Genomic DNA, 21,077 nt, shown 5'->3' on the forward strand with positions numbered 1-21,077 from the left:
CGCGATGGCGTCGGGCGGTGTCGAACGACTCCGCCGCCGCGCGGATTATCTCCGGGTGCAGGCGGCCGAGCGGCGAGTGGCGCTGCCCGGTCTGCTGCTGCAGGCTGCGCCGGGCGAAGCCGGGTGCCGCCGTGTCGGTTTCACCGCATCCCGTAAGGTCGGCAATGCCGTGGCCCGCAACCGGGCCCGCCGCCGCCTGAAGGCCCTAGCCGGCGAAATCCTGCCGATGCATGCCGCCAGCGGCCATGATTATGTGCTGGTGGCCCGCCAGGCCACGCCGGCGCGCGAGTTCCAGGCGCTGCGCCGCGATCTTGAAAGCGCGCTCAAGAAACTGAAACTCTGGCAGTCGGCTGTGCCGGCTGTGGCTGATGAAACGGGAGAGAAGGGCGCGGCATGACACCTTTTGCCCGACTGCTCAGTCTGCCGATCAAGGCCTATCGCCTGATTCTGTCGCCCTGGATCGGCCATGGCTGCCGCTACCAGCCGACCTGCTCGTGTTATGCGCTCGAAGCGCTGGAAAAGCATGGCGCCGCGCGCGGCAGCTATCTGGCCGTCCGTCGTCTGGCGCGCTGCCATCCTTTTGGTGGCAGCGGTTACGATCCGGTACCGCCGGCGCACAACGATACATCTTCCATTAAAAATTCCTCCGTACAGCAAGGCTCAGTCTGATGTCTGACCAGAAGAACCTCATTATTGCGATCGTCGTGTCGGTGGCGATCCTGCTCGGTTTCCAGTTTTTCATCGAAAAGCCGAAGCAGGACCGGCTGCGCGAGCAGCAGGCGACGCAGCAGAGCCAGACTCCGCCCGCCGACGCCGCGCCGGTGCCCGGCGCTTCCGGTCTGCCGCCATTGCCCAATCTGGCCCAGCAGGCGGCTGAACTGGCGTTGACGCGCGAGAAGGCGCTGGCCGAAACGCCGCGCGTGAAAATCGAAGGCAAGCGGCTGGTTGGTTCGATCAACCTGGTCGGCGCGCGCATCGACGATGTCGTGCTGCCCGAATACAAGGAAACCATCCAGGCCGACAGCAAGCCGATCCACCTGCTGTCGCCGGCCGGTGCTCCCTCGCCCTATTACGCCGAATTTGGCTGGACGGTGAGCGGCAACGGCATCGCCCTGCCGAATGCCCAGACGCGCTGGACCGCGGACAAGACTGTGCTCAAGCCCGGCCAGCCGGTGACGCTGACCTGGGATAACGGTCAGGGTCAGGTCTTCAGCCGCAAGATCGAGATCGACGACAATTATCTCTTCACCGTGACGCAGGCGGTGGAGAACAAGGGCGACAAGGCGATCACCCTGTTTCCCTATGCCCTGGTTTCGCGCCACGGCACGCCCAAGACCGATGGCCTCTACATCCTGCATGAAGGCCCGCTCGGCGTGTTCCGCGACAAGGCGGGCGACAACGGAACCCTTAAGGAGTTGAGCTACAAGGACCTGTCTGACGACAAGGCGCGCGAATATGACACAGTCGGTGGCTGGCTCGGCTTCACCGACAAATACTGGCAGACCGTGCTGGTGCCCGGCGTCGAGCAGACGGTGAAAGCCCGCTTCACCCACGCCAAGCCCAACACCGGTGCCGACCGCTACCAGGCCGACTATCTCGGTGCCGGCCAGCAGCTTGAGCCCGGCAAAACCGTCAGCGCCACCACGCTGCTGTTCGCGGGGGCCAAGGAAGTCAGCGTGCTCGACCGCTATGAGGAGCAGCACAAGATCCTGCGCTTTGAATTGTCGGTCGATTGGGGCTGGTTCCATTTCCTGACCAAGCCGATGTTCTACAGCATCGACTTCCTGAAAGGCGTGCTCGGCAATATCGGTCTGGCCATGCTGGCCGTCACCGTGATCGTCAAGCTGCTGTTCTTCCCGCTCGCTTACAAATCCTATGTGGCGATGAGCGCGATGAAGAAACTGCAGCCCGAGATGCAGAAGCTGCGCGAGCGTTACGGCGAAGATCGCGCCAAGATGCAGCAGGAGCTGATGGCGCTCTACAAGAAGGAGAAGGTCAATCCGGCCGCCGGCTGTCTGCCCATCCTGCTGCAGATCCCAGTCTTCTTCGCGCTCTATAAGGTGCTCTACATCGCCATCGAGATGCGCCATGCGCCCTTCTATGGCTGGATCCACGATCTTTCCGCGCCCGATCCCACCTCGTGGATCAATGGCTTCGGCTTCCTGCCCTGGGCGGTGCCCGATCTTGGCCCGCTGGCCGTGATCTCGATCGGCGTCTGGCCGATCGTCATGGGCGTGTCGATGTTCCTGCAGATGAAGATGAACCCGACGCCGCCGGATCCGGTGCAGCAGAAGATTTTCGCCCTGATGCCGGTGGTGTTCACCTTCATGCTGGGCCATTTCGCCGCCGGCCTGGTGATCTACTGGAGCTGGAACAACACGCTGTCGATCCTGCAGCAGTATGTGATCATGAAGCGCATGGGCGTGAAGATCGGCGGCGGCGCCGAGACGCCCGATCCCGCGGCCAAGCCTACACCGAAGTCGAAGAAGTAAGGCGCATGGCCGACCTGCCGGCCGTCGAGGAAGATTACGGCCCGGCCGCGCTGGAACGCGGCCGGCTGCTCTTTGCCGGACCCTGCGAGTTTTTTGCCGGCGCCATGACCATGCCGCAATTGCCGCCGGCGCGCGGACCTGAAATCGCCTTCGCCGGGCGATCCAATGTCGGCAAGTCCTCGCTGGTCAACGCACTCTGCGGTCGCAAAGCGCTGGCGCGCACGTCCAACACGCCGGGCCGCACCCAGCAGCTCAATTTCTTTGACCTGGGCAATGGCACGCTCAGCCTGGTCGACTTGCCGGGTTATGGCTATTCGTCGGTCGGCAAGGCCAAGGCGGCGGCCTGGACCGAAACCACCCGCGCCTACCTGAAGGGGCGGCCGGAACTGAAACGCGTCTGTCTGCTGGTAGACAGTCGACACGGTCTGAAAGCCGGCGACGAGGATATCATGACGCTGCTGGATAAGTCGGCGGTGGTTTATCAGGTGGTGCTGACCAAGGCCGATAAGACCTCGGCCGCCGAACTGGCCGCAACCAAGACGGCTATGGCGCAGACATTAAAACGTCATGTCGCCGCGCATCCCGTCATACGCGTCACCTCCAGCGAAAGCGGTTTTGGTATCCCGGAAATGCGGGCCGAGCTTGCGGCCCTGGCTTAGACCCTCGTATAACCGCTAACAGCAACAAAACGCCGAGAAGCAGCCATGAAGACGACCGGCCCGCAACCGCTGGAAACGCATCTGCAGCAGACCGCCAAGGTCCTGTCCGAGGCCCTGCCGTATATGCGCCGCTTCGCCGGCCAGACCATGGTGATCAAATACGGCGGCCATGCCATGGGCGATGAGGCCCTGGCGATGCAGTTCGCCCGCGATGTCGTGCTGATCAAGCAGGTCGGGATCAATCCCATCGTGGTGCATGGCGGCGGCCCGCAGATCGGCGCCATGCTCGAGCGGCTGAAGATCAAGTCCGAATTCGTCGACGGCCTGCGCGTGACCGACCAGGCCACCGTCGAGATCGTCGAGATGGTGTTGGCCGGTTCGATCAACAAGCAGATTGTCACCGCGATCAACGCCGCCGGCGGCACCGGCATCGGCATTTCGGGCAAGGACGGCCGCCTGATCGAGGCGCGCAAGCTGCGCCGCTCCGTACGCGACCCGGGCTCGAATATCGAGAAGCTGCTCGACCTCGGCTTCGTCGGCGAGCCGATGCGCATCAATCCCGATATTCTGCGCAGCCTGCAGAATTCCAACCTGATCCCGGTCGTCGCGCCGATCGGCGTCGGCGAGAATGGCGAGACCTACAACATCAATGCCGATACCTCGGCCGGTGCGATCGCCGCCGCCGTCGGCGCCAGCAAGCTGCTGATGCTCACCGACGTGGCCGGCGTGCTGAACAAGGACAAGAAACTGATCCCGTCACTCACCGCCAAGGATGCGCTGGTGCTGATGGGCGATGGCACCATTTCGGGTGGCATGATCCCCAAGGTGGAAACCTGCCTCGATGCCGTGCGCGGCGGCGTGCAGGCGGCGCATATCCTGGATGGCCGCATCCCGCATGTGCTGCTGCTGGAGCTGTTCACTGCCCATGGCGTCGGCACGATGATCGAGAGAACGCCGTAAAGACAAGGCGTCTGAGACGGAAGAAAAAGCCGCCCGCGTCTGAGGGCGGCTTTTTTTATCGTGCCGCCTGTTGCCGGCGGTTAACCAGGAAGATGCCGGCCACGATTACGGCCGCAGCCAACCAGGTGATCAGGCCATAGCGTTCGCCGAACACGAAGGTCCCAATCCCCAGGCTCGTCGCGGCCATCACATAGCCGATCTGGCTTAAGTAAACCGGGCCGGCCACGCGCTGCAGTTCGAAATAGGGCAGGAAGCTCAAACAGGCAAACAGGCCGGCTGCCGCCAATACCCAGTCGGCATCGATGCTGCCGGCGGGCAGATGCACGGCATCGAATGCCGCGCTGCCCAGCAGCAGCCAGAAGGCGGCGCCCAGCAATGTGCCGGCGGCCAGCGCCAGTGGGGCGGCATCCTGCGGCCAGGCGCGCGTGCGGTAGATGTTGCCGGCGGCCAGCGAAACCGGCGCGATCAGGGCCAGCAGCATCCAGGGCAGGGTGGCGTCATCCACCGGCCCGGAACGCGGCAGCAGGATCATGAGAATGCCGATCAGGCCCAGCGCGATGCCGCCGGCGCGCATCCAGGCCAGCCGCTCCATGCGCAGGCTGAGAGCGAAAATGTAGGTCAGCATGGCGGGGAAGGCATAAACGATGCTGGGCAGGCCGGCGCCGATATGCGAAACCGCCAGGAAAACCATCGCGCTGGGCAAAGCCAGGGTGATCAACCCGCTGATGGCATAATACCGCAGATGCCGGGGCTTCAGCGGTGGGTACACGCCGTTCAGCGTGGCAAGCAGCAGCAGCAACAGGCCGCCCAGCAGGTTCTGCCAGAAGGCAAAGCCGATCATCGGAATGCCGTCAGCCGCCGCCACCTTGGCAAAGGGCGGCGCGAAGCCCAGCGCGACGCCGGTGGCGATCAGCAGCAGCAGGGGATAGAAACGGGATTGGCGCAGACGGGCAGGCATGATGGCTGATTGACTTCGTGATGGGGTTGGGTTGCCCGACCTATCGCGGGACGCGGCATGGGTAAAGGCGGTATGGAGAAGATTGTGCGGTCGGTCACGATCACCAAAGCCACGATCAACTGAACAGCCAGTTGCGAAAGGCGCGGATCGCCGGTTCGCGTTCCCGCCCGGCCAGGTGCAGCAGGTAATAGCCGCCCCGTCGCCGCACGCGATGTTCGGGCAGCGGTTCGGCCAGGCGTCCGTTGGTCAGTTCGGCCTGCACGAAGATATCGGGTACCAGGGCAAGACCCAGGCCGTTCACGGCGGCTTCGATTGACATGAAGAAATGCTCAAACGCCGGGCCGCGGAGTTGCGTGGGCGGCTTCAGTCCGGCGGCGCTGAACCATTCGGCCCAGGCTTCCGGTCGTGTCGAATGGGTCAGCAGCACATGGCGCTTCACATCCTCGGGTTTCTTCACCGGTTTGCTTTTCAGCAAGGCTGGCGCGCCGACCAGGATCACGGTCTCGGCGAACAGGAATTCCGCCTTCAGTTCGGCCGGCCAGGCTTCGTTCCCGTACTGGATGCCCACATCCACCGGCTCGGTGGCGAAATTGATGGGGCGGTCGGCGCTGGTCACATCCACGGCAATCTCGGGATGCAGATGCTGGAAATCGGCCAGGCGCGGCATGAACCAGCGCATGGCAAAGGTCGGCAGCATGGTGATGGCCAGCCGGTTCGCCGGGCGGCCGGCGCGCGCGATCAGCCGGGTGGCGGCGGCCATGCGTTCGAAGGCTTCGCTCAGGGCCGGCAGATAGGCGGCGCCGGCCTCGGTCAGCTGCAGGCCGCGCGGGCCGCGGCGGAACAGCGCGATGCCCAGTTCCTCCTCCAATTGCTTCACCAGCCGGCTCACTGCGCCCTGGGTGACATGCAACTCCTCGGCGGCGCGGGTGAAGCTCAAATGCCGGCCGGCGGCGGCGAAGGCGCGCAGGGCGTTCAGCGAGGGCAGATCATGAGAAAAACTCATAGCGAGCCGAGATTAAATCGATTGTCGCCGCAATGCCAGCCGCTATGATCCGCCCAGTTTCAGCCCCCCCGGATTAAAGAGGCCCCCGATGAACGCCCTTGCCCCGACCAAGACCGCCGCCGCCACGAAAGCAATCCGTCCCTTCCATCTCGCCTTCCCGGTGCGCGACATTGCCGAAGCGCGCAAATTCTATGGCGAGCTGCTGGGCTGCGGCGAGGGGCGCTCGGCCGAGCATTGGGTCGATTTCGATTTCTTCGGCCATCAGGTGGTGGCCCATCTGGCGCCGGAAGAATGCGGCACCAAGGCGTTCAGCTCGGTCGACGATCATCAGGTGCCGGCCAAGCATTTCGGCGTGATCCTCTCCATTCCCGATTGGAAGGCGCTGGCCGAAAAACTGAAAGCCGCCGGCATCAAGTTCATCATCGAGCCGTATGTGCGCTTCGAGGGCGAGGTGGGCGAGCAGCACACCATGTTTTTCCTTGATCCCTCGGGCAACGCGCTCGAGTTCAAGGCATTTGCCAACGACGACATGATCTTTGCGAAATAAGTATCGCACTGGTTACTAGCTTATTCAGCAGAGCGCCGACACTCCGTGTTCGGCGCTCTTTTTCTATGCGCATCAAAAGATTCCGGATTGCCTTTATGCAGGTCCGGGGCCTTAAGTAAGGCCTTCGCGTTGGGAACGCTCCTTTTTCTGTGTGTGCCGGAATGCGCGATTTGCTCATAACGATGCTGCAGATGTGGCTCGCTCTTCTGGCGGGCGTCATCCTGTTCCAGTTACTGACCCGGCAGATCAATCTCGTTGGGCTGCTGACGGATCGGAACGGACGCGTGGTGCCGGAAAAGGCCCAGCAGCTTGTCGCCGCTTTGCTGGTTCTGCTGTTTTACCTGCTCGATGCTGCTGGAGTCGTGGCCAGGGGTGGAGCCTCCTTGCCCGAACCCGGCGCCGAACTGATTGCGCTGCTGGGCGGCAGCGGCCTGTTATCCGTTCTGGGCGAGGGATGGCGGCGTTTTGCGAAAAGGGATTGAAGACGAATAGCAACTCCAGGGGGAAGCGGGGGTTTCATGGTTGACCAAACCGACAATAAACCATTGGCGCCCGCGCCGGTGCGGACGGGGTATGACATACCGGTCATCATTATTGCGGCTGTGATCGCCGCGATCCTGCTGGGCAGCTCCATGCTGGCTTGCAAGGGTGCCTGCGGCTCGGTCACCAGCCTGTCAGACCAGCTCAAGCTCGGTCTGTTCGGCCTGCTGATCGCTTTTGGCTCCATCGTGCTGGCGCTGATCCTGACGCACCGGATTGACCTGCGGGAAATGCTGGAAGACGACAATGGCGGTGCCAGCCTGGCCCGTTTCCAGATGCTGCTGTTTACCTTCGTGATCGCGGGCCTGTATCTCACCGTGCCGCTCAAGGATGGTGCGCTTGCCGACATTCCAACCGGTGTGCTCGGCCTCATCGGCATCAGCGGCGGTACCTATATGCTCAGCAAGGGAATCTCCAAGGCGGGCAGCGGCAATCCCTGATTCCAGCAGGTGGCTTGAGGATCACTTTGCCGACGGTATCGGCCGGCACCAGTGGCATATATGGAGGGGGCATATATGAAGCAGACATTGGCAGCATGGACCGCCTGCAGCTTTCTGCTGCTCGCGGGCTGCAGCGAAAATCAGCAGTCGATCTATCGGGAAGCGAATCTGGGGAGCGGTATCAGCCCGATCACCGATGCCAAGCAGCGAATTGTCGTCAACCGCCAGGTTTCTTTGGATGACAAGGGCAATGTAATGCCAGGCCGGATTATCTGCGCGGAGCCCAGTCCCGATGTATCTCAGGCTATCGCAGAGGCCATCAAGGCCAGCGGTAGTTTCGATCTCAGCAAGGCCAGTCCTGCCGGTGCGACGCCGGGCGAGAAGGCCATCGCGGTGGGCTTTGAGCGCAGCGTAGCAGCGCAGGTGGCGCAACTGGGCGAACGACTGGCTGCGATTCAATTGCTGCGGGACAAGATGTATCGTGCCTGCGAGGCGTATGCGAACGGCGCGGTCGGTCCTACGGCCTATACCCTGATGCAGGCCCGCCTCGACAAGACCATGGCCACGCTGCTGTCCAGCGAGATGGCTGCCGGCGCTTTCGGGCGTGCGCTGGCCGCTGTGGGCGGCGGCGCATCGACATCCGGTGTCGATCCGAAGGCGCTCAAGGATGCCGAGAAGGGCGTTCTGGACGCCAAGGATGCCCTCGTTGCGGCGAAGGACGACGCTGCCAGAACGGCGGCGGCGCAGAAACTGAACGATGCCGTCGCAACCTTGACCACGCTGGAACGCCTGTCGGGTGGCACTGGCGCTGGCATCGCCGGCGGGCTGTCGCTGCCCGGCAGTATTGCCGGGCACCCGGGCGCGGCCGGTGCGGCCTTTGTCGCGCGCATCCATCGCGGTTATATCGACGATGATGGACTTGAGCCCCTGGTTGACGCCTGCATCACGGCCATGGAGCGGGTGAAGGCGCCGGTTGATCAACTGAAGGCCGCTTTCAGGGAGACGTCCCCGCTGGCAAAGGTGAATATCGATACAGCGCTTAGCAATCTCAGGGATGCGGAGAATAAGCTGCAGAACTCGGAAAAGCGTTTGGCCGATCTTGAGGCCAAGGTCAGGGACTTGCGAGCCAAGCGTGAGCGCAGCAAGGAGGAGGCGGCCGAGCTCGCCGATGTTGAAACCTATGGAATCCCGCGTGCGAAGACCGCGATCGGGGTTGATCGGCAGAATATCGAGAACCTGAAGCGGGCGGTTCTGGCGGCTGGCGCATCTGCGCCAGCGCCGGTGATGAGCGCCGGTGAGCGGATCGCCGAAACCTATCTGAACGCAGGGGAGCCTTTTGCCGCCTTTTGCTATACGGCGGTGTTCGCCGAGGATGCCCCGTTCGTGGGGACCCGGCTGAAGGCCAAGCAGGATCTCCGCACCATCGACGCCACACGGCCGCCGCGCGACCTGAAAGGCGAAGCCTGCACGGCCCTGCTCAAGGATGCGACTATTGCGGGTTTTGTCGGCGGCGATCTTGCCAAGGCCCCGGCGCATACCAGGGCGGCACTGAAGTCCTATTGCGGCATCGAGGCGAAATAGCTAGAGCCGGGCGAGCGCCGCTTCGGCCACGCGTTCGCCCCATTCCTGCACGAAATGCCCGGCCTCGGGCAGCTCCAGCGGCTCGGGGCAGCCCCTGATGATCCTGTGCAAGGCCCGCATCGCCGGCGGGCCCAGCACCGGGTCGGTCATGCCGATCGCCATGAAGCTTTTGCCGGTCCAGTCCTTCATCCAGAAATCACGCGCCCGGCGCGACAGGGCGGCGCCCGGTGCATCCATGCCGTCGGGCACGAGGTTGGGAAAGCGCCGCACGCCGGCCTTGTAATCGGCATCGGGATAGGGCGCCTCATAGGCTGCGGCCTCGGCGTCGCTCAAATGCGGGCAGCTGCGTTTCATCAGCTTGGCGATCTGCATGTCGGGGTTCTTGTTGTTCCACTCGCGCCAGGCCAGGAAGCCTTCCCCGAGCGGCACGTCGCCGGTGCCCAGTGCCGTGTTCATTGCCAGCAGGCCGGAGAAACGCTCGGGCATCTTCATCGGGATGGTGAGGCCCAAGAGCCCGCCCCAGTCCTGCACCACCAGAACCACGTCGCGCAGGTTCAGCGCGCGGATCAGCGCGACCAGGCTGTCGCGATGGAAATCGAAGGTGTACGCGCTCTCATCGCGCGGCTTGTCGGACTTGCCGAAGCCGAACAGGTCGGGCGCCACCACGCGATGGCCGGCCGCCGTGAAGACCGGGATCATGCGCCGGTAGAGATAGCTCCAGGTCGGCTGGCCATGCAGGCAGAGGAAGGTCCTGGCGCCATGCTTGCCCTCGTCGAGGTAATGCATGCGCAGGCCGTTGTCGTGGGTCAGGTAATGCGGCCGGAAGGCATAGCCCGGCAGGTCGTCAAAGCGCGCGTCCGGCGTGCGCAGGGCCTCGATCATGGCGTCCTCTCCCTTTTGCTTCAGGAGAGGACGGCCCGGTCAGGATGTCAACGTTTCTTCGCCTTCGACTTTGGGGCGGCCTTCTTCTTCGGCGCCGGTTTCTTCGCCCCGCTTTTGACGATGCCGGGCGTGGCGCCTTCCTTGCCGAAGACGCGGGTGAAGATGGTGTCGACATGCTTGAGGTGATAGCCCAGGTCGAACAGGGCCGTGACCTGCGCGGGCTTGAGCCGCTTGGTCACCTCGGGTTCGCCCAGCAGGGCCTGCAGGAAGTCGCCGCCATGCTGCCAGATCCGGTGGGCGTGGCGCTGCACGATCTTGTAGCTGTCCTCGCGGCTGACGCCGGCCTGGGTCAGCGCCAGCAGCACGCGCTGGGAATGCACCAGGCCGCCGAAGCGGTCGAGATTCTTCATCATGTTGTCGGGATAGACCACCAGCTTCTCGATCACCCCGGCCAGGCGATTGAGCGCGAAATCGAGATGCACGGTGGCATCCGGGCCGATGCCGCGCTCCACGCTGGAATGGCTGATGTCGCGCTCGTGCCACAGCGCCACGTTCTCCAGCGCCGGGATCACGGCCGAGCGCACCAGCCGGGCCAGGCCGGTCAGGTTCTCGGTCAGCACCGGGTTGCGCTTGTGCGGCATCGCGCTGCTGCCCTTCTGGCCGGGCGAGAAGAACTCCTCCGCTTCCATCACTTCACTGCGCTGCAGATGGCGGATTTCGATGGCGAGCCGCTCGACCGACGAGGCCACCACGGCCAGATGCGCGAAATAAGCCGCATGGCGGTCGCGCGGGATCACCTGGGTCGACACCGTTTCCGGCACCAGGCCCATTTTCTTCGCCACCCATTCCTCGACGAAGGGATCGATATGGGCATAGGTGCCCACCGCGCCCGAGATGGCGCAGGTGGCCACTTCCTCGCGCGCCGCGACAAGACGTTTCCGTGCGCGCTGGAACTCGGCGTGGAAGCCGGCCAGCTTCAGACCGAAGGTGGTGGGCTCGGCATGGATGCCGTGGCTGCGGCCGATGGTGGGCAGCAGCTTGAATTCAAACGCGCGCTCTTTCAGCGCGGCCAGCACGCGGTCGCAATCGGCGATCAGCAGATCGGCGGCGCGCACCAGCTGCACGTTCAGGCAGGTATCCAGCACGTCCGACGAGGTCATGCCCTGGTGCACGAAGCGCGCCGCGGGGCCGACATATTCCGCGAGATTGGTGAGGAAGGCGATCACGTCGTGTTTGGTCTCGCGCTCGATGGCGTCGATGCGCTTGATCTCCCACTTGCCCTTCTTCCACACCTCTTTCGCCGCCGCCTTCGGGATCACGCCCAGTTCGGCCTGGGCATCGCAGGCATGGGCCTCGATCTCGAACCAGATCCGGAAGCGCTGTTCCGGTTCCCAGATGGCGGCCATTTCGGGACGGGTGTAACGCGGGATCATGCGGATGCCTCAGCAGGGAAGAACGGGGCCAGGAGGAACTCGACTCGGGGCGCGGGGAACGCGCCGGAAAGCCGCGCCGTGTTTACGCCCTCCGGCCCCTGCGGGCAACTGGCCTTCCGGCGGAGGCGGGCGGCCGGCGCTGGGGCGCCCTTTCGCGCCGGGCGGCAACGGTTTTGCGTCGTTTTGCGATGGTTTTGATGTGTTAAGCCATTGAAATTGCGTGAATCGGCCTTTTCGGTCCCTGAAAGGGCGGGTTTTCAGGGCATGCCTCCGGACATACCTCCGGCAATATCGGAACATAGAACGAACATTTCCCGGATCAAGGGGTCATCCAAAGGGTCCTGATTGACAGCCGCCCAGGGTCCGGCCAGCAAGGGGCATGACCGGCCTGCTGATCTCCGACCTGCGCGACCGTCCGGCTTATGCCGATGCCGTGGCGCGGCGCATCTGGGCCGCCTTCTGGCGCCACAAGGATGTGCCGCTGGCCGATATCCGGGCCGGCATCGCCCGGCATATGGAAGCGGATGGTTTGCCGTTTACGCTGGTGGCCGAGCAGGGCGGCGATGTCTGCGGCACGGTCTCGGTGATCGCCAGCGACGAACCGGCGCGGCTGGATCTCACGCCCTGGATCGCCGCGCTCTGGGTGGATGAAGATGCCCGCGGCCGGGGGGTGGCGCGGGCCCTGCTGCAGGATGCCGCCGCACGCTGCAAGGCGCTGGGTGTCGAAACGCTGTTCCTCACCGCGCGGCCGCACCTGCGCGGTTTCTATGAAGGCTTAAGCTGGCGCGCCATCGATGACGATATCGGCCCGGCGAAACTGATCGTCTTCGAGAAGGCGGTGGCATCGGACGCCTGAACATTCCTGCACAGGGGGCTGAAAAAGCTTTCGATCCCGTCCCGTCACGCCTGCGGATATGCATGGCGTGCGGCGCATATGGCGCCGCTTCAGCACGGAGACGGCAATGCCTGCCTATGACCTGATCAGCAACTATCTCTGCCCTTACACCCAGCGCGCCGCGATCCTGCTGGCCGAAAAGGACGTGACCTTTGGTCGCACTTATATCGATCTGGCAAACAAGCCCGACTGGTTTCTGCAGGTTTCGCCACTGGGCAAGGTGCCGGTGCTGCGTGCAGGCGACGCCGCCATCTTCGAGACATCCGTGATCTGCGACTATATCGAGGAGGCCGAACCGGCGCGGCCCCTGCTGCCGTCCGCTGCGCTGGATCGCGCCCGCGAACGCGGCTGGGCCGAATTCGCCTCCGCCGTCATCGCGGATGTGTTCGGTTTCTACACCGCGCCCGACGAAGCCGCCTTCGAGCGCAAATGCGCAGATCTGCGGGCGAAGTTCGGCTGGCTGGAGCGCAATCTGGGCAAGGGCCCCTATTTCGCCGGCACCCGCTTCGGTCTGGTCGATGCGGCCTTCGCACCGATCTTCCGCCTGTTTGATACCTTCGATCAATTGGGCTCTTTTGGCGTTTTCGACGGATTGCAGCGCGTGGCGGCCTATCGCGCTGAACTGGCCGCACGACCAAGCGTGCGGGGCGCCGTGGTGGCCGATTACGCCGCGATCTTCCGGCAATACCTGTCAGAGCGCGGATCGCATTTGTCCCGTCAGATGACGCGTGCGGCCTAGGTCTGGCCGACCAGCAACGGTGCCGCCTGCTTCAGCTTCGCCGCCAGCGCATCACCGGCACGGCGGATGCGGGGCAGGCGCGCCATCTCGGGATGCACCAGCAGCCACAGCGGCAGGTCCAGCGCCGGCAGTGGTCCGCCGATACGGGACAGTCCGGGGATCGAGCCGCCGACGAAGCAGGGCAGGACGCCGCAGCCGATGCCCGATTTCACTGCCTGGGCCGCGCCGAGCAGGGTATTGGCGCGGAAACGAATGTCGTGGTCGGCGACGTTGCGCGCAATCCATTCGCCCGGTCCGGTGCAGGCCAGCGCCGCGTCGAAACCGACCCAGGGCAAACCGGCAATTCCACCCAGCGTCTCCGGCACCGGCATGCCGTGGGCGGCATAAATGCCCATCGCCACGGTGCCGACGCGCCGGCCGCGCAGGGCCTCGTCCGGCTTCGGCGTAATGCGCAGGGCGAGGTCGGCTGCGCGCTGGGCCAGTGACAGCACCTGGTTCGAGACCACGAGGTCGATGGTCAGGCCCGGCTGCTCGCGGCATAAGGCGGCGAGGATGCCGGGCAGCAGATATTCCGATACGGCATCGGGTGCAGTGAGTCGCACCGGACCATCCTTGCCGTTGTCACGCCCGCCGATCCTGCGTTCCAGCGCGGTGATATCGTCGCGCAGGCGCAGGGCCAGGCCTCGCATGTCCTCGCCGGCGGCTGTCAGGCGCAGGCTGGTGGGTGTGCGTTCGAACAGCCGTGTTCCCAGCCGGTCCTCGATCTGCCGCAGGCGCCGCGACAGCGTGGGATGGCTGGTCGCCAGGGCAACGGCGCTGGCTGACAATGTGCCGTGTTCCGCCACCGCAAGCACGATGCGCAAATCGTCCCAGTTCAGGCCCGGCGGAGCGGCGGTTGCGGATGCAGAGGTCATGGCATGTCGTGGATTGGCGGCTATCCAAAATTTAGCCTCCGGCTTGGCTGGCGATCAAGGCGATTGTCCCCACACAATTCTCCCGCTGCGCATCGCCGCATCCCGCGCTAGGCTTTGCCGCCCCCAGCCGGAGTCATGCCCATGCCCACCACCGCCAACCTGATCGCCTTCGCGCTCGTTTCGCTTGGCATGGTGCTCACGCCCGGGCCGAACATGATCTACCTGATCTCGCGCTCGATCTGCCAAGGGCGGATGGCCGGGCTGATCTCGCTGGGGGGCGTGGCGCTGGGTTTCGTGGTTTACATGCTGGCGGCCGCCTTCGGCATCACGGCGTTGCTGCTGGTGGTGCCCTATGCCTACGAGGCCTTGTGCTACGGCGGCGCGGCCTATCTGCTCTGGCTGGCGTGGCAGGCACTGAAACCCAACGGCCGCTCGCCCTTCCAGGTGAAGCAACTGCCGCAGGATTCACCCCGCAAACTCTTCACCATGGGCTTCATCACCAATCTGCTCAATCCGAAGATCGCGATGCTCTATCTCTCGCTGCTGCCGCAGTTCATCACGCCCGAGTCCGGCCATGTGCTGGGCCAGTCGCTGGTGCTGGGTTTCACGCAGATCACCATCAGCGTCAGCATCAACGCCCTCATCGCGCTCACCGCCGGCAGCATCGCGGGCTTCCTCGGTACGCGCCCGCTCTGGCTGCTGATCCAGCGCTGGCTGATGGGCACCGTGCTGGCCGGCCTGGCCGTGCGCATGGCGCTGGAAGCCAGGCGGTAGGGCGCTAGCCTTTGCCGTCTCCGCCGATGCGGCCGTAACGCTTTTCCTTCGGCCGCAGGGTCGGGCGCTTCACCTCGCCCTGCCTGTCCCGCAGGCCTTCGGGCAGAGTTGGGTCGTTGCTGATGTCGTCATGATGTTCGGCGGCGAAAAGATCGTTGCCATAGGTGCCGGGGCCGTAGCGTTTCTGCGATGGCGAGTCCTTCACCAGCGGCGTGGTATGGGCCGGGCCATGCGGGCTGCCGCCGTCGCCGGGTTCCAGGGTGAACTGGCGTGGCGGCCTGGGAGACGACTTGGGCGGGGTGATCTGCTTGGGCATGGTTTCCTCCTCGGTTGCAGAAGAGGAAACCATCGTCGGATGCTCAGGTTCCCCGTCGCCACCGCGCCAGCGCCAGCATGGCGCCGCCCGCGATCAGCCCCCAGAAGGCGCCGCCGATCCCGAACAGGGTCAGGCCGCTGGCTGCCACGATGAAGGTGATCGCCGCCGCCTCGCGGCTTTGGGCGTCGCTCAGGGCGGCAACAAGGGAGGAGGCAAAAGCGCCGAGCAAAGCCAGCCCGGCCACGGCCTGGATCAGCAAAGGCGGCGCGGCGCTGAACACCGCCGTGGCCGCCGTGGCCAGCAGGCCGAACAGCACATAGAAAATCCCGGCCACCAGGGCGGCCACCCAGCGCTTGTTCGGATCGGGATGCGCCTCGGGGCCGGCGCAGATCGCGGCCGTGATGGCGGCGAGGTTCACCGCATGGCCGCCGAAGGGCGCGGCTGCCAGCGAAAAGAGCCCGGTGGCGCGGAACAGCGGCGTCGGATCGGGTTTATAGCCATTGGCCTGCAGCACGGCGATGCCGGGGATATTCTGGCTCGCCATGGTGACGATGAACAAGGGCAGCGCGATGCCCAGCATGGCCGAGGGCGAAAACGCCGGCATGATGAACGCGGCCTGCGGCCACAGGCTGCCGAGTTTATCGGCCGAGATCTCGCCGCCGGCCAGGATGAAGCCCAGCGTCACCAGCACGGCGGCGGGCATGGCGTAGAGCCGCTTCCATTTCGCTACCAGCGCCCAGACGATCACGATCGACAGCCCCGCCACCGGCATGGCCGCCACCGCCTTCACCGGCGCCAGGCAGAGCCCGAGCAGGATGCCGGCCAGCATGGCGTTGGCGAGCGCCGCCGGGATGGCGGCCACGGCGCGGCCGAGCGGTTTCCATATGCCGGCGATGGTGAGCAGGATGCCGCAGAGGATGAATGCGCCCACGGCGGCGCTGAAACCACCCTCGGCGACGGCGCTGGAGGCCAGCAGCGCGCCGCCCGGCGTGGACCAGGCGATGCTGATCGGCAGACGCGTCTTCCAGCTTAAAACGATGGCGCAGAGTCCCATGGCAAGGCTGAGGGCCATCAGGCCCGAGGCGGCCTGGGCCTGGCTGGCGCCTACGGCGGTCAGGCCCTGCAGGATCACGGCGAAGGACGAGGCGAAGCCGACGAAGGCCGAGAGCAGCCCGGCAGCAATGGCTGAAGTCAGCGGGGCCGGCGTCAGGGAGGTGGGGTGGGAAGCGGCGGTATCGGTTGTCATGGCCCGTTGTGTGTAACGCGATATACGGGTTCCCGCCAATCCGTCCGCGCCCCTGCATACATGTTTGCCCGCTGGACCCTGAATCACGCAACCGTATACAATCCCGGCACTGGATTGTCCGGCCGATTCGACGGCCGGCAGCGGCGCAGTCGACGCGCGGGGGCGCAGCATATGGCGCGGGCAATATTCAAGCAGGCTGGCGTTAAACAGATCCCGGCGAAACGGATCCCGGCAAAACAGATTCCGGTGGCAGGCCGCAAGATCACCGCGGCCGAAGCGCAGGCCGTGCCCCAGCGTGTATCCCGGCCCCGTGGCAGCGCGCCGGGCGGCGGCACGCCGGGCGGCCGGCGCGGCGCCATCGACGACGCCACCATCTACCACAGCGTCTACACCGCCATTGTCGACCACATCATCATGCCCGGCACCAAGCTGCCCGAGGATGTGCTGGCCAGGGCCTTCGGTGTCAGCCGCACGCGCATCCGCAAGGTGCTGCTGGCGCTGTCGCACGAGAACCTGGTGACCCTGCAGCACAATCGCGGCGCCTCGGTCACCAAGCCCAGCGTGCAGGAGGCGCGCGAGGTATTCGCCGCCCGCCGCATCGTCGAGACCGGCATCGCCGCCGAACTGGCCCGCCACATCACCGTATCGCAGATCGCAACGCTGCGCCGCTTCGTGGCCCGCGAACACGCCGCCGAAACCGCGCGCGACCGCAGCACCGGCATCCGGCTGTCGGGCGAGTTCCACCTGGAACTGGCAAAGCTGATCGGCAACGAGCCTTTAAGCGGGTTCCTGCGCGCGTTGATCTCGCGCACCTCGCTGATCATCGCGGTCTACGAGGCGCCGGGCAAGGCCATGTGCAGCCATGCCGAACACGGCGCGCTGCTGGACAGACTCGCCGCCCGCGATGTCGCCGGCGCAGTGCGCTACATGGAAGAGCACCTGCAGCGGCTGGAAGACAGTCTCGACCTTGCCGCCGCCAAACGCCGGCCAGTCGATTTGCAGGGCGTATTCGCGCAACTGGCCGCCACGCGGCGCTAGCGGTTCAAAGCCGAGAAAGAGAAATCGTCATGCTCGGGCTTGGCCCGAGCATCCGCGAATACATTTTCAAGAGACAAGAAGACGTGGATGGCCGGGTCAAGCCCGGCCATGACGGTGCAGGACGGGGTTACCCGGCCTTGAGCGGATGCACCTGCATCCAGTGGCGCGCGATGTCGATGCGACGGGCGAACCACACCTTCTCGTGCCGCTGCATGTAGTCCATCAGCCGTGCCAGAGCGGCGGCCCGGCCCGGGCGGCCGATCAGCCGGCAATGCAGGGCCACCGTCATCATCTTCGGCGCGCCGTCCTGCCCCTCGCGGTAGAGCATGTCGAAGGCATCCTTCACATGGCTCTCGAAATCGGCGCCGGTGGCAAAGCCATGCAGCTGGCCGAACTTCATGTCGTTGTTGTCAAACGTATAGGGCAGCATCAGCAGCGGCTTCTTGCCGATGCGGGTCCAGTAGGGCAGGTCGTCGTCGTAGGAATCCGAGCAATAGGCGAACCCGCCGTCCTCGGCCACGAGCTTCAGCGTGTTGCCGGACAGCCGCCCGGTATACCAGCCCAGCGGCCGTTCGCCGGTGGCCTGCCTGATCGCCTCGATGGCGAGTTTCATATGGGCGCGTTCGGTGGCGAGCGGCATGCGGGAATAGTCGAACCAGCGCCAGCCATGGCTGGCCACTTCATGGCCCTGTTCGTGCATCGCGGCGGCGGCTTCCGGGTAACGCGCCACCGCCATGCCCACCGCCCATGAGGTGAAGGGAATGCCGCGGTCATGGAACAGGCGCAGGATGCGCCACAGGCCGGCGCGGCTGCCATACTCGTAGACCGATTCCACCTGCTCGTCGCGCATCTTCTCGCGCGGCGTGCCGCCCGGCACCTCGTGCAGGAAGACTTCCGACGTGCGGTCGCCATGCAGGATGCTGCGTTCGCCGCCTTCCTCGTAATTCACCACGAAGCTGACCGCGACGCGCGCCCCATTCGGCCATTTCGGATCGGGCGGATTGGGGCCGTAGCCCTTCAGGTCGCGCGGATAGGGTTTTGTCCCCAGTGCCCTGGCGACGATGTCGGGCGCCTGTTTTTTCTTCGCGGCTTTTTTCTTCGCCATGATGTCAGCCCAGCAGTTCGGCCAGCGTTCGCGCCACCACCTCGGTGGCCTTGTAAAGATCGGTCAGCACCAGCTTCTCGTCGGCGCGGTGGCCGTTGGCTTCCAGCAGGTTGCGCGGGCCGGCGCCATACAGCACGGTCTTGATTCCGGCGGCCGAATAATGCCGTGCGTCTGTGTACAAGGGGATTCCCTCCGTACCCACAGGCTTGCCCATGATCTCGCTGGCGTTGCGGGTCAGGATATTGATCAGCTTTTCCACGCCCGGCACGGCGCCGAAGGGCCGCGCCAGCATGATGCGGGTGACGTGGGCGGTGATGCCCGGCAGGTCCTGCACCGCATGGGCGATCAGGTTGCGCAGGTTGGCTTCCACCTGCTCGGGATTCTCTTCGGGGATGATGCGGCGGTCGAGGCGCAGGCTCACCTTGTCGGGCACCACATTGGTATTGATGCCGCCCTTGATCAGGCCCACCACCAGCGAGGGCGAGGTGATGCCCTCTGTCTTGGAGTGGATGCCCGACAGCGTGTCGCGATAGGCATACAGCGCGTTCAGGATTTTCGTGGCCGCTTCCAGCGCGTCATGGCCGGTATCGGGGCGGGCGGCATGGGCCGACTTGCCATTGACGGTGACCTCCAGATGCAGGCAGCCGTTATGGGCCGTGGTGACGGCATAGGAGAAGCCGGCCGAGAAGGCATAGTCCGGCTTGCTGATGCCCTGTTCGATCAGCCATTGCGGACCGATGGCGCCGCCGGCTTCCTCGTCATAGGTCAGGTGCAGTTCGATGGTGCCGTTCAGCCTGGCGCCGGATTGCTCCAGCGCCAGCAGGGCATAGGCATAGGTGACGAAATCGGATTTCGACACCGCCACGCCGCGGCCATACATCACGCCGTCCTTCACCACGGCCGCGTAAGGATCGACGCTCCAGCCCTCGCCGGGCGCCACCACGTCGCCATGGGCATTCAGCGCCACGACCGGGCCGCCGCTGCCGAATTTCTTGCGGATCACCAGATTGGTGCACGAGATCATGCCGTTCTGCTTCACCAGATCGTCGGGCACCGGATGGCGCTCGACGGTGAAGCCCAGTTTCTCAAGCAGCTCGGCGGCGCGGTTGGCATGCGGCGCGCAATCGCCCGGCGGATTGTCGGAGGGCACCTTCACCAGCTCGGCCAGCAGGCTTTGCATGTTGCCCTGCTGGGCGGCAATGAAATCGTGGATGGCCGTGATGGCGGCCTTGTCGAGGGGCATGGAGAACTCGTTCAGTTGGCGGCGAAAGATGGGTCGAAATGCTCGATGAAATGCAGCAGGGCACGGGTTGCCAGCTCCACGTCGTCGGCCAGCACGGCTTCCAGCGGATTGTGGCTGATGCCGCGCGTGCAGCGCATGAACATCATCGCCACCGGGCAGAGCGGCGCCAGCGTGGCGGCATCGTGGCCGGCCCCTGACGGCAGCCGCATGGTGGGCACATGCTGGGCCTTGATGGCAGCCTCGGTCAGATCCATCAGCTTCGGATGGCAGGGCGTGGCGGTGCTTTTGTAGAGTTCGGTGACCGTGAAGGTCAGCTTGCGGCGGGCGCAGACCATCTCGATCTCGCGCAGCACGGCATCCACCGCCGCATCGCGCACATCGTCCTCGCCGGCGCGGATATCGATGGAGAACACGGCCTTGCCCGGAATCACGTTCATCGCGCCGGGCAGGGCTTCCAGCATGCCGACCGTGCCCACCAGCGTGGGTGTGCCGGTGCAGCGTTCCTCGATGAACTGCACGATCTCGGCCGCTGCCACCAGGGCATCCTGGCGTTGGCCCATCGGCACGGTGCCGGCATGGCCCGCCAGGCCGGTGATCTCGGCGCGCAGGCGGCGGGCGCCGGAAATCGCGGTCACCACGCCGAGCGCCAGGCCCTCGTTCTCCAGCACCGGGCCCTGTTCGATATGCAGCTCGACGAAGGCGGCGATGCTGCCCGGCTTGCGGGCGCAGAAGCCCACCTTGTGCGGATCGAGGCCGTAAGCCTTGTAAGCCTCGCCCATGCTGATGCCCTGACGGTCCTTCACCTCCAGTATGGCGGGATCGAAAGTGCCGGCGATGGCGCGGCTGCCGGTCATCGACGAGCCGAAGCGGGTGCCTTCCTCGTTGGCGAAGCCCACCACTTCGATGGCGAAGGGCAGGCGCTTGCCGCGTTTATGCAGGTCGGCCACGCAGGCAATCGGTGCGATCACGCCCAGCATGCCGTCGTATTTGCCCGCATTGCGCACGGTGTCGAGATGCGAGCCGGTCATCAGCGCCGGCGCCTTCGGGTCGGTGCCGGCATAACGGCCAACCACGTTGCCGGCACAATCATGCTCCACCTCCATGCCGGCCTCGCGCATCCACTCGGCCACCCGCTCGTGCGCGGCCTTCTGCTCGGGCACCAGAAAGGTGCGGACCAGGAAGTCGGGGCTTTCGCTGATCCGGCCCAGTTCGTCGAGCTGGGCCAGCATGCGGTCGGCAAAACGATTCGCAGACATGGCGGGATCCTTGTGCGGAAATCGGCTGGGGATTGTATACAGTTTTCCTGACGATA

The 21,077-nt window shown here is 65.0% G+C and carries 23 protein-coding genes; 13 read left to right on the forward strand and 10 right to left on the reverse strand.

Annotated features, from left to right (window positions below; all coding sequences use genetic code 11):
• Nucleotides 1-4: 4 nt before the first annotated feature.
• From rnpA to argB, 5 genes are read left to right on the forward strand one after another with little or no spacing between them, the layout of a single operon-like run.
• A complete protein-coding gene (gene rnpA / locus ACE3OO_RS10965; RefSeq protein ID WP_374302741.1) occupies nt 5-397 on the forward strand; it encodes a ribonuclease P protein component in 393 nt (130 codons plus the stop codon).
• Nucleotides 394-669 (forward strand): membrane protein insertion efficiency factor YidD, encoded by a 276-nt coding sequence (yidD, locus tag ACE3OO_RS10970; RefSeq protein ID WP_374302743.1) that lies wholly within the window; start codon nt 394-396, stop codon nt 667-669. The genes rnpA and yidD overlap by 4 nt, the downstream gene beginning before the upstream one ends.
• A complete protein-coding gene (gene yidC, locus ACE3OO_RS10975; protein ID WP_374302744.1) occupies nt 669-2,492 on the forward strand; it encodes a membrane protein insertase YidC in 1,824 nt (607 codons plus the stop codon). Before yidD ends, yidC begins: the two co-directional genes overlap by 1 nt.
• Before the next feature lie 5 nt (nt 2,493-2,497).
• On the forward strand, nt 2,498-3,151 hold the full coding sequence (gene yihA / locus ACE3OO_RS10980) for a ribosome biogenesis GTP-binding protein YihA/YsxC (protein ID WP_374302746.1): 654 nt from the start codon (nt 2,498-2,500) through the stop codon (nt 3,149-3,151).
• A gap of 45 nt (nt 3,152-3,196) precedes the next feature.
• Nucleotides 3,197-4,111, forward strand: a complete 915-nt coding sequence (gene argB / locus ACE3OO_RS10985) for an acetylglutamate kinase (RefSeq protein ID WP_374302748.1) — start codon at nt 3,197-3,199, stop codon at nt 4,109-4,111.
• Between the two features lie 55 nt (nt 4,112-4,166).
• Here the strand turns inward: argB and ACE3OO_RS10990 are convergent, their stop codons facing one another.
• Together ACE3OO_RS10990 and gcvA are read right to left on the reverse strand one after the other, a co-directional pair.
• The gene (locus tag ACE3OO_RS10990; RefSeq protein WP_374302750.1) at nt 4,167-5,069 is read right to left on the reverse strand and encodes a DMT family transporter; all 903 of its coding nucleotides are present in this window, start codon (nt 5,067-5,069) and stop codon (nt 4,167-4,169) included.
• A gap of 115 nt (nt 5,070-5,184) precedes the next feature.
• The gene (gene gcvA / locus ACE3OO_RS10995; RefSeq protein WP_374302752.1) at nt 5,185-6,072 is read right to left on the reverse strand and encodes a transcriptional regulator GcvA; all 888 of its coding nucleotides are present in this window, start codon (nt 6,070-6,072) and stop codon (nt 5,185-5,187) included.
• Nucleotides 6,073-6,160: 88 nt separating this feature from the next.
• Here gcvA and ACE3OO_RS11000 point away from each other — a divergent pair, with 88 nt between their 5' ends.
• From ACE3OO_RS11000 to ACE3OO_RS11015, 4 genes are all read left to right on the forward strand, one after another.
• Nucleotides 6,161-6,619, forward strand: coding sequence for a VOC family protein (locus ACE3OO_RS11000; protein WP_374302754.1), 459 nt, complete (start codon nt 6,161-6,163; stop codon nt 6,617-6,619).
• A gap of 191 nt (nt 6,620-6,810) precedes the next feature.
• Nucleotides 6,811-7,101: a hypothetical protein gene (locus ACE3OO_RS11005; RefSeq protein ID WP_374302756.1), complete on the forward strand. Its 291-nt coding sequence runs from the start codon at nt 6,811-6,813 to the stop codon at nt 7,099-7,101.
• A 36-nt stretch (nt 7,102-7,137) separates the two neighbouring features.
• On the forward strand, nt 7,138-7,599 hold the full coding sequence (locus ACE3OO_RS11010) for a hypothetical protein (protein ID WP_374302758.1): 462 nt from the start codon (nt 7,138-7,140) through the stop codon (nt 7,597-7,599).
• A gap of 75 nt (nt 7,600-7,674) precedes the next feature.
• Nucleotides 7,675-9,180: a hypothetical protein gene (locus tag ACE3OO_RS11015; RefSeq protein ID WP_374302760.1), complete on the forward strand. Its 1,506-nt coding sequence runs from the start codon at nt 7,675-7,677 to the stop codon at nt 9,178-9,180.
• Here the strand turns inward: ACE3OO_RS11015 and ACE3OO_RS11020 are convergent, their stop codons facing one another.
• Both ACE3OO_RS11020 and purB read right to left on the reverse strand, forming a co-directional pair.
• Complete coding sequence (locus ACE3OO_RS11020) at nt 9,181-10,062, reverse strand: haloalkane dehalogenase (RefSeq protein ID WP_374302762.1); 882 nt, start codon at nt 10,060-10,062, stop codon at nt 9,181-9,183.
• A gap of 47 nt (nt 10,063-10,109) precedes the next feature.
• Nucleotides 10,110-11,495: an adenylosuccinate lyase gene (purB, locus tag ACE3OO_RS11025; RefSeq protein WP_374302764.1), complete on the reverse strand. Its 1,386-nt coding sequence runs from the start codon at nt 11,493-11,495 to the stop codon at nt 10,110-10,112.
• 379 nt (nt 11,496-11,874) lie between these two features.
• Here purB and ACE3OO_RS11030 point away from each other — a divergent pair, with 379 nt between their 5' ends.
• Both ACE3OO_RS11030 and ACE3OO_RS11035 read left to right on the forward strand, forming a co-directional pair.
• Nucleotides 11,875-12,351: a GNAT family N-acetyltransferase gene (locus ACE3OO_RS11030; protein WP_374302766.1), complete on the forward strand. Its 477-nt coding sequence runs from the start codon at nt 11,875-11,877 to the stop codon at nt 12,349-12,351.
• Between the two features lie 106 nt (nt 12,352-12,457).
• Nucleotides 12,458-13,129 (forward strand): glutathione S-transferase family protein, encoded by a 672-nt coding sequence (locus ACE3OO_RS11035; protein WP_374302767.1) that lies wholly within the window; start codon nt 12,458-12,460, stop codon nt 13,127-13,129.
• Here ACE3OO_RS11035 and ACE3OO_RS11040 read toward each other — a convergent pair.
• Complete coding sequence (locus ACE3OO_RS11040; RefSeq protein WP_374302769.1) at nt 13,126-14,043, reverse strand: LysR family transcriptional regulator; 918 nt, start codon at nt 14,041-14,043, stop codon at nt 13,126-13,128. The genes ACE3OO_RS11035 and ACE3OO_RS11040 overlap by 4 nt on opposite strands.
• A 141-nt stretch (nt 14,044-14,184) precedes the next feature.
• On the opposite strand from ACE3OO_RS11040, the gene ACE3OO_RS11045 reads away from it, so the two are divergent.
• Nucleotides 14,185-14,817: a LysE family translocator gene (locus ACE3OO_RS11045; RefSeq protein WP_374302771.1), complete on the forward strand. Its 633-nt coding sequence runs from the start codon at nt 14,185-14,187 to the stop codon at nt 14,815-14,817.
• A 4-nt stretch (nt 14,818-14,821) separates the two neighbouring features.
• On the opposite strand, the gene ACE3OO_RS11050 is transcribed toward ACE3OO_RS11045, so the two are convergent.
• The gene (locus ACE3OO_RS11050; RefSeq protein WP_374302773.1) at nt 14,822-15,133 is read right to left on the reverse strand and encodes a hypothetical protein; all 312 of its coding nucleotides are present in this window, start codon (nt 15,131-15,133) and stop codon (nt 14,822-14,824) included.
• Nucleotides 15,134-15,176: 43 nt separating this feature from the next.
• On the reverse strand, nt 15,177-16,379 hold the full coding sequence (locus tag ACE3OO_RS11055) for a benzoate/H(+) symporter BenE family transporter (protein ID WP_374302775.1): 1,203 nt from the start codon (nt 16,377-16,379) through the stop codon (nt 15,177-15,179).
• 171 nt (nt 16,380-16,550) lie between these two features.
• On the opposite strand from ACE3OO_RS11055, the gene ACE3OO_RS11060 reads away from it, so the two are divergent.
• Nucleotides 16,551-17,417, forward strand: coding sequence for a GntR family transcriptional regulator (locus ACE3OO_RS11060; RefSeq protein ID WP_374302777.1), 867 nt, complete (start codon nt 16,551-16,553; stop codon nt 17,415-17,417).
• A 127-nt stretch (nt 17,418-17,544) separates the two neighbouring features.
• Here the strand turns inward: ACE3OO_RS11060 and puuE are convergent, their stop codons facing one another.
• The 3 genes from puuE to ACE3OO_RS11075 are packed head-to-tail and all read right to left on the reverse strand — an operon-like array spanning nt 17,545 to nt 21,021.
• The gene (puuE, locus tag ACE3OO_RS11065) at nt 17,545-18,522 is read right to left on the reverse strand and encodes an allantoinase PuuE (RefSeq protein ID WP_374302779.1); all 978 of its coding nucleotides are present in this window, start codon (nt 18,520-18,522) and stop codon (nt 17,545-17,547) included.
• Between the two features lie 4 nt (nt 18,523-18,526).
• The gene (locus ACE3OO_RS11070) at nt 18,527-19,765 is read right to left on the reverse strand and encodes an ArgE/DapE family deacylase (RefSeq protein ID WP_374302781.1); all 1,239 of its coding nucleotides are present in this window, start codon (nt 19,763-19,765) and stop codon (nt 18,527-18,529) included.
• Between the two features lie 11 nt (nt 19,766-19,776).
• A complete protein-coding gene (locus tag ACE3OO_RS11075) occupies nt 19,777-21,021 on the reverse strand; it encodes an allantoate amidohydrolase (protein ID WP_374302783.1) in 1,245 nt (414 codons plus the stop codon).
• Between the last annotated feature and the right edge of the window lie 56 nt (nt 21,022-21,077).

Origin of the sequence: Ferrovibrio sp., assembly GCF_041906005.1 — a bacterium.
Classification (GTDB): domain Bacteria; phylum Pseudomonadota; class Alphaproteobacteria; order Ferrovibrionales; family Ferrovibrionaceae; genus Ferrovibrio.